Annotated in this window: 9 protein-coding genes; 7 read left to right on the forward strand and 2 right to left on the reverse strand. The window is 60.9% G+C overall.

Annotation, left to right across the window (positions count from 1 at the left end; all coding sequences use genetic code 11):
- The first annotated feature begins 50 nt into the window (after positions 1 to 50).
- The 7 genes from mobC (at position 51) to ACE3P6_RS07770 (ending at position 12,491) form a co-directional block, all read left to right on the forward strand.
- Positions 51 to 383 carry a plasmid mobilization relaxosome protein MobC gene (gene mobC / locus ACE3P6_RS07740; protein WP_374393452.1) on the forward strand — a complete coding sequence of 111 codons (333 nt, stop codon included), beginning with the start codon at positions 51 to 53 and terminating at the stop codon, positions 381 to 383.
- A complete protein-coding gene (locus tag ACE3P6_RS07745) occupies positions 377 to 1,927 on the forward strand; it encodes a mobilization relaxase (protein WP_374393454.1) in 1,551 nt (516 codons plus the stop codon). Before mobC ends, ACE3P6_RS07745 begins: the two co-directional genes overlap by 7 nt.
- 183 nt (positions 1,928 to 2,110) lie before the next feature.
- Positions 2,111 to 3,307, forward strand: coding sequence for a Fic family protein (locus tag ACE3P6_RS07750; RefSeq protein ID WP_374393456.1), 1,197 nt, complete (start codon positions 2,111 to 2,113; stop codon positions 3,305 to 3,307).
- Positions 3,308 to 3,480: 173 nt separating this feature from the next.
- On the forward strand, positions 3,481 to 6,288 hold the full coding sequence (locus ACE3P6_RS07755; protein WP_374393458.1) for a DUF3427 domain-containing protein: 2,808 nt from the start codon (positions 3,481 to 3,483) through the stop codon (positions 6,286 to 6,288).
- A 213-nt stretch (positions 6,289 to 6,501) separates the two neighbouring features.
- Positions 6,502 to 9,795, forward strand: a complete 3,294-nt coding sequence (locus ACE3P6_RS07760) for a hypothetical protein (protein ID WP_374393461.1) — start codon at positions 6,502 to 6,504, stop codon at positions 9,793 to 9,795.
- A gap of 459 nt (positions 9,796 to 10,254) precedes the next feature.
- Entirely contained in the window at positions 10,255 to 10,422 is a 168-nt protein-coding gene (locus ACE3P6_RS07765; RefSeq protein WP_370362676.1) for a PaeR7I family type II restriction endonuclease, read from the forward strand.
- 50 nt (positions 10,423 to 10,472) lie between these two features.
- Positions 10,473 to 12,491 (forward strand): AAA family ATPase, encoded by a 2,019-nt coding sequence (locus tag ACE3P6_RS07770; RefSeq protein WP_140847782.1) that lies wholly within the window; start codon positions 10,473 to 10,475, stop codon positions 12,489 to 12,491.
- Positions 12,492 to 12,569: 78 nt separating this feature from the next.
- On the opposite strand, the gene ACE3P6_RS07775 is transcribed toward ACE3P6_RS07770, so the two are convergent.
- Both ACE3P6_RS07775 and ACE3P6_RS07780 read right to left on the reverse strand, forming a co-directional pair.
- On the reverse strand, positions 12,570 to 12,926 hold the full coding sequence (locus ACE3P6_RS07775; protein ID WP_374393463.1) for a type IIL restriction-modification enzyme MmeI: 357 nt from the start codon (positions 12,924 to 12,926) through the stop codon (positions 12,570 to 12,572).
- On the reverse strand, positions 12,923 to 13,291 hold a 369-nt coding region (locus ACE3P6_RS07780; protein ID WP_374393466.1), incomplete at its 5' end, for a type II toxin-antitoxin system VapC family toxin. The genes ACE3P6_RS07775 and ACE3P6_RS07780, both read right to left, overlap by 4 nt.

Here is a 13,291-nt window from a genome sequence, read left to right on the forward strand (position 1 = left end):
CCTCCCCTTCGAACCCCACCGGCGCGGGCGCTGCCCGCGAGAAGCCCGCGTTGACGGACACCTTCGTGTTCCGCTGCACGGCGGCCGAGAAGGCCGAGCTTCGGCAAAAGGCCGAAGCGGCGGGGGTCCCGGTGGCGGCCCTTCTGCGCGAAGCCCTTGGCCGCACGGATGCCCGCCGCCGCAAGCCCGCCCCGCGCGTGGATCCGGCGCTGGTGCTTGCCGTCGGGCGGATCGGCGGCAACCTCAACCAGATCGCCCGCTGGCTGAACCGCGCCCATGCCGCTGGCCTCACACCGACCATCGACGCGGTCGAGGTCGCGCGCCGCCTTCTCTCCGTGGAACGCCAGCTTGCCCAGCTCCTCGCCCAGGGCCGCGAATGCTGATCAAGTTCTTCCCAAACGGCCAGGGGCGCGGGTCTGGCCCCGTCGGCTACCTGATCGCCGATCAGGTGCTGGCCTACGATGCCAACCGTGACCTGATCCGCGATGCGACTGGCCAGCCCACGCACACGGTCCGCGACCCGCGCCCTGAAGTCCTGCGCGGCAACCCCGACCGGACCGAGGCGCTGATCGACGCCAGCCCCCATGCATGGACCTACCGCGCCGGTGTCATCAGCTTCGCCGCCGACGATGCCCCGACGGAGGCGCAGCAGGCCAAGGTCATGGACGGCTTCGAAAAGCTCGCCTTCGCGGGCCTCGACCCCGAGCAGTTCGACATCCTCTGGGTTCGCCACAGCCATGAGGGCCGCGTGGAGCTGCACTTCTGCACCCCGCGCCTCGACCTTTCCTCTGGCCGAAGCCTGAACATCGCCCCGCCTGGCTATCAGACCGCCTTCGATTCCCTTCGCGACCTGATGAACCAGGCCCACGGCTGGGCCGACCCAATGGGCGCCTGCCGCGCGCAGGAGGTCCAGCCCGTCCTTGAGACCCCGCAACGGGCCAAGACCCGTGAGGAGGTCCAGAGATGGATCCTCGACGAGATTTCAGTCGGCTCCATCACTGACCGCGCCAGCATGGTCGCCCTGATGACCGATGTCGGCTTCACCGTCCCGCGTGCGGGCAAGGAATACCTCACCGTCCAGGACCCCGACACGAGCGAACGCTGGCGACTGAAAGGAGACATCTTCCATGACGACTGGAAAGCCGACCCCGCGGCTCAGCGAGAAGCTGAACGCGGATCTGGAAGCCCTGCGGCACGAGAACGCCGCCTTGATGGCATCCCAGCTGCAGAGCTTCAGGAGCGATTTGACGGCCATTGCGAAACACGCGCGCGATACAATCGAAGCCGATACCCGCATGTTTCTGCACGCGACCTCAGACACGATGCAGAGCTTTCAGCGCCGGATCACGCGCTGGCTGACCCTTGCACCGGTGATCCTGCTGGCGACCGCAACCGCCGCGATCACGGTGCTGCTCGTTCTCAGCTGGTTCTGGAGCGTGATGCTGTCGAAGTCGGAACTGACGCGCCTTGGCCTGCAGCGGCTCGACCAGGGCGGGATGACCTACCTTCTGACCGACCCGGAACGGGCGAGTATTCAGACATGCGCGATCAGCGATCAGAGATCGGTGTTGTGCATTCAGATATCGGAGAAATGAATGCAGACGCCGCTGACAGCGCTGGAGCGCGAATTGCTTGGCTACGTCGAACGGTTGGCGACAGCCTCCGAAACCTCGGGACAGGCCTTGCGCGTCTTGGAAGCGCGCTCGACCAACCGGATGGGGCTGAGGATGGATGGCTTGGCCGACTGCGTGGCGCTGCTCATTCAGTCGCAGATCGACTCCATGACGGCCTTGCGTGGCTTGCTGAGCGAAGCCGCGAACTTGGGGGCGATCGACAGGCAGCTGAGCGAGAGCTTGAAGCAAGCGAAGGCCGCCGAAGAACGGCTGAGGCGGCGCTAAGGGAACGGGATTGGGGGCATGAGTTGTGAGGGGGACAGGAACCGGAACTTGAAACGGAACTTGTAGCGGAACAGAGCGAACTTTCTCTGCGATGTGACGGCAGATTTTTTCTCTATTTGATTGGTGTTAAATGAGCTAAACACCCTTCCAAACCCGGAACATGAACCGGAACTCGAACAGGGCTAAGGAGCCGTGCATCAAGGGGCACCATGTTGACCGATACCATAGCAGACAAGGGCGAAGCGATCACTATCGTCGAGCCGCTGATCCCTGAGGAAGCGTCAAAGTATCGGGCTCCGCTGAACGACCTTGCCGTAGAACTGGCCAGCCAGTCGTCAGGGCTGCGATCGTCCCTGCCTGAAGGTATCCGGGCACCGCTGGCCGATCTCGTCCGATCAATGAACTGCTACTACTCGAACCTGATCGAGGGCCACAACACCCACCCGATCGACATCGAGCGCGCCCTGAACAAGGATTTCAGCGCCGATGCCCAGAAACGGAACCTTCAGCTCGAGGCCGTCGCCCACATCGAAGTACAGCGCTGGATCGACACGGGCGGCCTGACCGACCACCCGCTTGCGCCCGAAAGCCTGCGCGAAATCCACCGCCGCTTCTGCCAGAACCTGCCCCCGGAATTGCTCGTCGTGCACAGACCGGACGGCACAGAGATCCCGATTTTCCCCGGTGAATTCCGTACGGACTTCGTCCAGGTCGGCAAGCATGTCGCCCCCAGCCCCGGGGCCGTACCGCGCCTTCTGGTGCACATGCGCAAGATGTACGGGCTGCAGGGCCGAAGCGGCGCGATCATCGCTACAGCCTGCGCCCACCATCGCCTTGTTTGGGTCCACCCTTTCGTCGACCTGAACGGCCGCGTCTCGCGCATGGTCGCCCACGCCATGCTGCGCGACACCGTCGGCTCCGATGGCCTCTGGTCCGCCGCGCGGGGCCTCGCCCGCCGGGACGCCGAGTACAAACAGCGCCTCATGGCCGCCGACGAACCCCGCCACGGGGGCGCTGACGGCCGAGGCAACCTCTCCGAACAGCGCCTGGCCGAATTCGCGACCTTCTTCCTGGAGGCCTGCATCGACCAGGTCCGCTTCATGGACACCCTCATGCAACCGCAACGCCTGCGCGAGCGGATCATGACCTGGTGCAAAGGCGAAATGGCCAAGGGGACGCTCGCCAAGGGGGCAGATATCGTCATGCGCGAGGCGCTGATGTCCGGCGAGATCGAGCGCGGGGCATTGCCCAGCCTCCTCGGCGTCAGCGACCGTCAGGCGCGAAAGGTCACGGCCGAACTGCTGGCATTGGGGGCGCTGAAATCAGACACCCAACGCGCGCCTTTGCGGCTGAGCTTTCCAGCAAGGCTGGCGAGCGACTGGATGCCTGGGTTGTTCCCGGAAAGGTAGATTTGACCTGTCGGCGGCACCAACGGCCTAAACCGGACGCACAACCGATTTGTTCAAACAAACCAAGTGCCTGGACAAGTTTCATCCAATACCGTCCAATGACGCCGTAGTCTTGTGTTTGAAGGATCTCCGTGTCTGACCCACGCGTGTCTTGCCCAATCTGTTTGCGCCGAGTGGCTGGGTTGATCCCGGCGCCGCGTCATGTAGCGACATGGGATGAGCTGAACGGACCGGAGCAGATGGCGATGCTGGCTGAGGTGGGCGCAGCACTAGGGCGCGGCACTCCGGGTTTTGTCGCTTCATCGGCCAATGACCATTTCCATCTCAGGGAAGGATCCGGGTCGCGTCTGACGACCGGGGGGCGTGACCCGCTTTTGCCTTTGCTCGCTGAAAGACTGGATACAGCGAAGTCTGTCGACCTCGCCATTGCCTTTGCAATGGACAGCGGTGTGGCACTCCTTGAGCCTTGGTTCCGTGAGATGCTGGCGCGGGGTGGTCGGCTGAGGATTGTCGTGGGCGATTACCTTGAAACGACCGATCCAACGGCTTTAGCGCGCCTTTTGGACCTAGAAGGGGCGGAGCTGTTCGTTTTCGAAACCGGCGGTCTAAGTTTTCACCCAAAGGCCTGGTTGTTCCGTGCTGCGGATGCGCGGGGGGCAGCGATTGTCGGAAGCTCGAACCTTTCGCAGTCGGCGCTGACCGAGGGGGTAGAGTGGAATCTGCATTCCGAAGATGCCGCTGACAGTGTCGCCGCGGCTTTCGAAGACCTGGTGGCACGCCCAGAGGTTAAGCCCCTGACTTCTGCCTGGATCGACGCCTATGCCAATCGCCGCAGAGCGCGGCCGATGCCCGAGTTCACTGCCCGCGTGGTGGCCGAGGAAGGCCCACCGCCAGAGCCGCATTCCATCCAGCAAGAAGCGTTGGAGGCCCTAACGCTGAGCCGATCGAACGGCCACCGCGCCGGTTTGGTCGTGCTAGCGACAGGCCTCGGCAAAACTTGGTTGGCCGCCTTCGACACGATCCGAGCCAAGGCCGGCCGCATCCTTTTCGTGGCCCATCGCGACGAGATCCTGACGCAGGCAATGGCGGCCTTTCGGAAGGTGCGACCAGAGGCCAAGCTGGGCCGCTACACAGGCACCGAGAAAGAGGCGGATGCGGAAATCCTCTTTGCCTCGGTCCAGACGTTGGGCCGCATCGGTCACTTGCGCCAATTCGACCCCGACCATTTCGATTACATCGTCGTGGACGAGTTCCACCACGCCGCCGCCAGCACCTATCAGAAGCTGATCTCCCATTTCACGCCCCGTTTCCTTCTGGGTCTGACTGCTACGCCAGACCGGACAGACGGTGCTGACCTGCTGGGGCTATGTGGTGAAAACCTTGTATATCAATGCGACCTGTTTCGCGGGATCGACGCGGGGCATCTGTCGCCGTTTCACTATTTCGGTGTGCCGGATGATGTCGACTATGCGCAGATCCCATGGCGGTCTGGGCAATTCGATCCAACCGCACTTGACGCCGCCCTGTCGACGGAAGCGCGGGCTCTGAATGCGCTGGAACAGCATCGCAAGCGTGCAAGCGGTCCCGCGATCGGCTTTTGCTGCTCGATGCGCCATGCCGACTATATGGCGGATTACTTCCGCTCGGCCGGGCTGAAGGCCGTTGCCGTCCACTCGGGCCAAAGCTCGGCCCCGCGGGCAAGCTCTCTGGCCGCGCTGGGTAGGGGCGAGATCGATATCCTGTTCGCGGTCGACATGTTCAACGAAGGCGTCGACGTGCCTGAAATCGGCACCGTCCTGATGCTGCGCCCAACCGAAAGCGCGATCATCTGGCTACAGCAGCTTGGTCGCGGCCTGCGGCGCGTCGAAGGTAAGGTGCTGCAGGTGATCGACTACATCGGCAACCACCGCAGCTTTCTTACCAAGGTTGCCACCCTTCTGCAGGCGGGCGCGGGAGATCGTTCGATTTCGACCAAGTTGGAGGCGTTGCAGGCCGGCGAGTTCCAGATGCCGAAAGGCTGCGAGATCACTTATGAGCTGCAGGTCATCGACATCCTGCGCACTCTGCTTCGCCCGAAAGAAGGCACGGCAGAGCTTGAAGCCTTTTACATCGACTTCCGGGACCGGAGCGGCATCCGTCCCACGGCTGTCGAAGTCTTCCGCAATGGCTTCGACCCTCGCGCTTCGGGCCATGGTGGTTGGTTCGACTTCGTCCGCGACATGGGTGATGCAGTCCCCGTACGGCCCTTTGCCACCCATGGTCGGCTGCTGCACGAGATGGAACGCCCGCGCGGTTTGTCTCGTGCCGCGTTGACCGGCATGCGCGACATCGTTGCCGGGCGGCAACCGACCGAAGGGGCCGAAGACCTCGCATTCAACCCGCACCTCGCCCAAAACGGCGCAATCCTGCGCCTAGCGCGCCCTGACGCATCAGGCGAATTGGAACCTCTTGCGCGTGAGTTGATCGAATGGCGGCTGGCCGAGACGCCCCTTGCCAGGGAAGCTGCCGAAGGGTCAGCCACTTTCGTCGGCAAGCCACAGTCGCTGGAGCTTTGGCAGCGCTTCTACGTGCCAGAGATCGCACAGTTCTTCGGCGAAGAGTACAAGCAAAACCTCTGGCGAACCGGGATGAAGGCATTGCCGGAGAAGAAGATCATGATTCTTCTGGCAAATGTCTCGACCCAGGACCTGACCTACGAAAATGCATTCCTCAGCCCGTCCCGGCTGAATTGGTTCAGCCAGAACCAGACGCGCCAGAACAGCAAGCATGGCCGCGTCATCAGCGGTGAGGAAGGCCATGATGTCCACCTGTTCGTCCGCCGCGGCAACAAGGTGAACGGCAAGGTCAACCCCTTCATCTATTGCGGGCAGCCGAAGTTTGTCGACTGGACAGGGGAGGAACCGATCGAAGTGACCTGGGAATTGCCAGTTCCCGCCCCGCGTGCGCTTTGGGCAGAGCTTGGAATTACTGAAGATGATTGATCGCCATACCGCGCACTCACAAGCCGTCGCCGGCAAGGCGATCGATAAAGGGCGATAAGGAAAGAGATGGAGCGGCAGGGACTAATCTCGCGCTTTTTCTTTCGGACCGCCGATGGTGACCGGCAAGAGAACGCGTCAGAGGCATCATCCCCGCGGGGCCACGATGCGTGGGCTGATAATGCGACCCGCCCGGTCCATGCCCTGGTCAAATCCGTGCTGCAGGAACCGCGCTGCCTGATCGTCACCGGGTATCAGGATTTTCTGTCTTCCCTGACGATCGTGCTCGATGCGGTCCATGGTCTTGCAGAACGGCCAGAAGGCAGCATCCGCATCGTTTTCGGCTCGAACACGGACGCTCGCCGACAGTTTGGTGGTGGCGGGCGGTCAGTCGCACAGGAAGCCCGACAGTATTTTCTCGGTGCTCGGGGCCTGTCAGTCGTCGACTTGGCTGACCTTCGCGCCGTTCTCGCGATGGATGCTATTGAACGAGGCATCATCCAGTTTCGCGCTTTCGATCCAGCGCTTGCAGAGGCAAAGCTGGGTCGCAGACCGCCTATGCTGCATGCAAAGCTGATTGTCGGCGAAGGCTCTGCACTGTCGGGCAGCGCAAATTTTTCGGTCAATGGTCTGCGCCGGAACCTCGAATTCATGGACGATGCCCATGCCTGGCCGGAAATCGCGAAAGCAAGGCGCGCTGTCGCCGAGCAATTCTGGGAGATGGGCCGCGACTGGACAGAAACAGCGTTGGAGATCCTGCGCTCGCTCATCCGGCTCGTCACACCCGAGGAGGCACTAGCGAGGACCGTTCACGAAGCCACCAGCTTCACACCCTGGCGAGTTGCTGGAAATACGAGCGCAGGTCGCCCGCCGCAGCCATTTCAGGCGGACTTGGTCTATGAAGCTGCGGGCACCGTCTACGAACATGGCTTTGCTTTCGTCGAGGCCCCGACTGGGGCAGGGAAAACTGACATCGGAAAACACCTGGCAACGGTGCTGCCGGTCAGCCACGCGCAGACCGTATTCTCCTGGGGTGAGCGGGCAGATCAACAGCGCCTCGGTTCGCTCGCCTTGATCCCCGCGAGCGTATTGAAAAACTGGACGACGAATGCCCCCGCAAACTTCAAGCCGATCAAGCACAGCCACTTGTCCCGCCAGAAAAAGGACGAGGCCGCCGAGTTGGATGAGATCAACCGCGCGGTCCGCTCGTCAGCGTCGATGATCGTGGATGAAAGCCACCGGCTAAGCTCGCGTTATCTTGCACCTTCGGCGCGCTCGCTGGTTTTCGAGCGAAGCCCGGCCATTTGGACGGCATGTCTTTCGGCCACGTTGATGGGCAACCAGGGGCTCGATGGTCTGCTCGCTTTCCATGAAAAGCGCGCCTCGATCTATGTGCCGCCTATGATCACGGATCAGATCAACCAGCACATGGCCAAAGTGCGCGCTCGCGGAGAACTGGTCCGGCGTCTGGATCAGGTCAATCGTCGCATCGAAGCGCAGGTTGTGCAGGAAGACCTATTCCACAGTGCGGAGACCCTGAGGGAAGAAGTCGGCGGTATCGAACGCCAGCTTGAAGCTGACGGCTTGCAGATTAGCGCGCTGCAAGAGGGGCTGGCAGATGCCCTCGCGCCCTACGTGGTGCGCCGCCAACGCGCGTGCATAGGGGAAAGCGCCAACAGGAAAAGTGGGGCATTTGTTTACCCATTGACACGCAGCCATCGCGAAGACACGGCACTTACTGACCAGCAGCGCCAGATCATTGCGCGGATCAAGACACTGGCCGAATGCATCACGACCGGGATCACCCTTGTGTCCGCTGATCCGCAACGCGCAGGCCAGACCGAGATCAAGTTTCACGATAAGTCGCGAATTCACATACGTAATTTCCTGGCACTACTGCGCGCATCAATCATCTTCGCGCGCGAAGAATGGGCGCGAGAGCGCGACAGCGATGCCGATCAGCGAGGACGCGCATCAATCGGCGAGAACCTCCGACGCGCCGAGAGGCAGAACGTGCGCCGACTTGCGGTGCCTGAAGGCGTTCTTACAGAAGAACTGTCGCCCGAGGTCGACGATTCCCAGACACCGATATGCGACAGGATTACGCGCCTTCTGAACCATGCGAGCCTTGATAGTATCGACGAGGCACGCGCCGAGGTTATGCGCGATATTCTGCGCAAGCACGGTCATGCGATCTTCCTTGCGGAACGCGTCGGCGTGCTTGAAGTGTATGCGCGTCTTTTGGCGGGGCATCGAGGCCGGGGTCCCGAGGTTTTTGTGGTCGCCCCAGGTGCACAGATCAAACCGGGCAAAAAGATGCACCACATTCGATCCGGGGCAGACGCGCAGGAATACTTTGGGATCGACGGGAAGTACGTCGATACGATGAAGCCTCGGGCCATGTTTCTGACATTTCAGATGGCAGAGGGGATCAACCTCCAACTCGCGCCAGCACTTGGGATCATCGGGGTGACTTCGGACGTGAAAAGTCTGATCCAAGGTCTGGGTCGGATCGACAGGATCGACAGCCCGAACTCCCGCATCCACTACCACACCTTCGATCTGCCGGGCCTTGTTCTTTCGTCCGATCACAAGGCACGCGCCCGTGTTGCCAGCATCGCCTTGCTTTCTGGGGTCGGTGCGGATGACCTGCCCTCTGAGCTGGTCGAGTTTGCTGCCGGAGATCTGACGGATCTGGTTCTCGATCAGATCAAGAAGCCAAGGATTTTGCGGCCTGGAAACTACTTTGATCAGATCGAGGGGCTGCGCCGAGCGGTGCCGCCAGAGGTGTTCGAACGTGTGCAAAGCGCCAATCCGCGCGGCATGTGGGGCGCAGAACTATGCCTGCTTGCATCATGGCAACCCGTGACAATCCTGCTTCTTGGGGGGCGTACTGGCAGCCCTCAAGACCCAACCGTCTTGCCGCCTCGCCTTCTTGCAGTGCGCGACGATGGTGGGCGAGCTGAGATCATCGGAGATCAGACAGAGGCGGCGCGGCTTCTCTCGCAAGCCTATGCGGAAACACGTCACCTGGACCGTCATAATATCCGCCCTGAGTTTGCCCAGGTGACTGCAACCTTAGACCGATTGCGCGGCACTCTAGGCCAACTTACACACTGGGATATCCGCCCGGCACGCACTGTTTCCCTGCTGGCTTCCCTTGCGGGTTTCTTGACCGGCAGTCCTGTCACAGATGGCGGCCGGGGGCAGTTTGGCGACCTTACCTTGCCAGCGCTCGAGAAGTTGGCCGAAGCCTGGGCGCACGAACTGGATGTCTTCTGGATCGAGGCGAAAGAGGCCGTAAGCCAGCGCAGCGCATCAGGGGGCGAAATCCCCGATTACCTTGGCATTGACGCGATCTACAGTGCCTTCTGCGCACAACCCGACGAAGTGCGCGTCGCCGTCCGCGTTAGAATGCATGACCTTATTCGGGCGTGTAAGGTTCTGTCAGAAGGGGAGCCTGTGGACATTCTGAGCCGTGTTGCGGTGATATTTGAGGCCCAGCGGTGACACGATTGCGGCTGGGGATGGTTCTGAAGCGCACCATTCGCAGCGACGGCGCAGTCGCTTTTGCCAAAGGCGGTTCTAACGTCCTCCCCTTCTAGCTGTAGGCAAACGGCCCGGAGCTGCCGAGCGGTCCCCAATCGCGCTGCCCTGCAGCATTCGCCAATGCTGTCGTTTGGACGTGGCGCAGCGAGATTGTAATTTGTGGTGTAGCTGCGCCGGACAAAGCGGAGCATGAGGTAGGTGCAGCGCGGGTCATCAAGCATCCAGCGGGATGCCCTCACGATAAGATATGGCCACATCTTGCGCACTCTGGAACGCCTTGCACAATGTGTGCTATAAAGGCAGCATGTTCCTTGAATATTCGACGAGGAATCGCCCTTGACCGCAATGCTCGCCCTCCAGACTGCATTTCCCGGCATCTGTCCGTGAACGAAGCCGTGGAAAAATTGGATCGAAGGCGGGATAGAGGAGCGCGGCGCAATCTACGCGCAGCGCTACGACATTCTGTGCAAGCGCCGAGTGCAGGAAGGACTTTATTCAAGCGCCACCTTTCTCGCGTCACCGCGTGAAGCAGCCAGGACGGCGCGTACAGACATCTCAGCGAGCTTAAATCACTCAAGACCTTCGTGACCCCATTAGCGGGGCATATTGCGGCGGTTGCGGCGAGGTAGGAGGAAAGCATGCGAATTAAGAAAATCCACGTCAAAAATTACCGCTCGATCATCGACGGCGAAGAGTTCGAAATCGACAAGAACAAAACTATCCTGGTAGGCCCCAACGAAGCGGGTAAAACTGCGCTTTTGCAAGCGATCCAGCACCTAAACCCGCCCAGCGGTGTAAAGCCACTCAGTGCGCTGCGGGACTATCCGCGCTCCCGCTACAGCAAGATCACAACGGGCGAAGTTGATCCCGCCGAAACGAAGGTTGTCGAAGCCGAGTTCGAGTTGGACGATGACGATCGCGCGCTTCTCCCCGAGGGTATGAAGTCGGCGAGCTATGTCCTGTGGCGGAACCTCGACAATTCGACAGGCCATCGATTGGTCGGCGTTCCTGCAAAGACGAAATACTCTGACATCGAGAAGGACTTGCTTCGTCTGGCGGCTCACGTTGACGGTCGGTACTCGCCTGCCGAGGGCGCTGCAGAAAGCAAGCCGTCCGACAAGCTCAAGGCCACGACGGCGGGCTGGCACGCTTGGAACATAATCGAAGGAGACAAAGCCAAGGCGTTGTCGGACTGGCTTGAAGCGGCGCTGCCTCTCATTGATGAAGACAATGAGAAAGAAGAAGCGCGCTACGACAGCCTCAAGGCCGCAATTAGTATCGGGGACGCCCGTAACGCCGCGGTTAGGGCGCTTCGGGAGCGCGTCCCGGTTTTCGTCCTGTTCAGCAACTATTTCCGCGTCCGTCCGCTGATCCACCTCAAGCAACTGGCGGCGAGGATCGCGAACGGCACTTTGGACGAAGAGCGGTTTGACTACGGAAATGTTTGCCTCCTGAACCTTCTCGGGTTCACTGCCGCCGAACTTTCCGAAATGGGCACCGCGCCCGATCCCGATGCCAACAATCCTGATGCGATGGAAACCTATCGGGAGAAGCTCGATAAGCGGCAATATCAGCTCAACGCCGCTGAAGTTAGCCTCACGCGCGAAATCAGGTCGGTCTGGAATCCCGATGAAAGCAAGGGTGAAGCCGCCAAGCTGCGGCTGCGCGCGGACGGCCAATATCTCAAAGTGACGGTTGAAGACGACCTCGGCGTAGAAGTTGAACTTGACCAGCGCTCCGAAGGGTTTCAGTGGCTTGTGTCCTTCTTCGTGGTCTTCTTCGCCGAAGCGGAGGGCGACCATAAGAACGCCGTGCTCCTGCTCGATGAGCCAGGGATGAGCCTACACGCACTGAAACAGCGCGAATTCCGGAAAACAATCTCGCGGCTCGCTGCCGACAACCAGACGATCTATTCGACCCATTCACCGTTCCTTGTCGGCCCAGACGAGCTTGATCTCGTCCGCGTCGTCGAGATGGCGAACAGGGAAACGGGAACCAAGGTCCACACGTCCGTCACCGCGAACGATCCTGCGGCTCTACTGCCGCTGCAGGAAGCCCTCGGCTACGACCTCGCCCAGAGCCTCTTCACGCAGAAGCAGAATCTCGTCCTCGAAGGACTTACGGATTACTGGTATGTCGATGCCGTTGCTGCACTTCTGCGGGACTCGGGCGACGTGAATCTTAACGAGAAGATTGCCCTTGTTCCGTCCAACACCGCAAGCAAGGTCGTGTATTTCGCTACGATCCTTCACGCCCAAGGATTAAAGGTGGCGGCGCTCTTGGATTCCGACAGTGCAGGCGACCAAGCAGCGAAGCAGGACACTCTTGTCCACACGCTCGGCAACAAGGGCATATTGCGGACGAAGGACTTCCTCGGCAGTCCCGTCAACGCTGCCGAAATCGAAGACATGCTCCGTGAAACGCTGATCTTCGTCGCCAAGTCGGACTGCGGCTGGGATGTCACCGCCGTTGCGGCGAAGCAGAAAGACCGCCCACTCGTCAACATCTTCAATAGCGAAATTAAGGATTTTTCGAAATACCGTCTCGCAAAAGCTTTCGTTCGCTGGTCACGCGACCATTCCGCCAAAGATTTGACGTCGGATGAGCGCAAACAGTGGGTAAAGCTGATCCAAGCGATCAACTCCGCATTGAAGTAGCTGCAATGAGCAAGTGTTTGAAACACTTTTGAACAATGCGTCAAAGAGTTCGAACGGCCGCTTCACGTGGATTGTGCATCAGCCAAGCCGCACTGCCGCAGGTCCGCTTCCCGCCCAAACTTGTCGCCTGCGACGCCCGAACCTTTCACCGTCAGTCGCAAGGTTGAACCGCGCTCTCCGACGGCTGGAAACCGCATTGGCGCGGAGACTGGCAAGGGTGGCGTGGACTTGCCCGGGTGCGCAGGTGGCGATGTGGATCATGTTAGCATGAAGGAAGTCGCCCAAATTCGATTTGTTCGATACGTCCGTGCGAAGGCGTTTCAGCGCGGTGTACTTGTTGCCGAAGGCTGCAAGGAACTGGAACGGGAAGCTCTGTCGGTCAAAGGGCTGTTCAGCAAGTTCGGAAACGGCCTGTTTCATCTCGACAGCGTTCACTCGCCGCCCCACGGGTTGATCACGTCGACCCCACAGCCCTCAAAGTCACGCGTGTTGCGCGTGGCGACCGGCATTCCTGCCGCCCGCGCAATCGCCGCAATCTGGCAATCTGCATCCGGGATCGGCCGCCCCGATGACCGTCGGCCCGCAGCGATTTCGGCGTAAGTCTTCGCCGCATCGGTGTCGAACGGCAGGATCCGCCCCTCGAAATCCACGGCAAGCGTCGCGTCAAGCGCGGCCTTAAGGCCTTCGCGCCGCTGGCCTGCGGGAAGGATGGCGATGCCGGTGCGGAGCTCGGCTTCGGTCACGGCGGAGAGGTAGAGGGTGGAGGGGTCTTGGGTGGAGAACCAGTTGAGGACAGAGGG

This window comes from Tabrizicola sp., assembly GCF_041911175.1.
In the GTDB taxonomy this organism is placed as follows: domain Bacteria; phylum Pseudomonadota; class Alphaproteobacteria; order Rhodobacterales; family Rhodobacteraceae; genus Tabrizicola.

Bases quoted from the DNA above. Each gene is read 5' to 3' on its own strand.
- ACE3P6_RS07770 (WP_140847782.1), top strand. From the start codon at position 10,473: ATGCGAATTAAGAAAATCCACGTCAAAAATTACCGCTCGATCATCGAC.
- ACE3P6_RS07745 (WP_374393454.1), top strand. From the start codon at position 377: ATGCTGATCAAGTTCTTCCCAAACGGCCAGGGGCGCGGGTCTGGCCCC.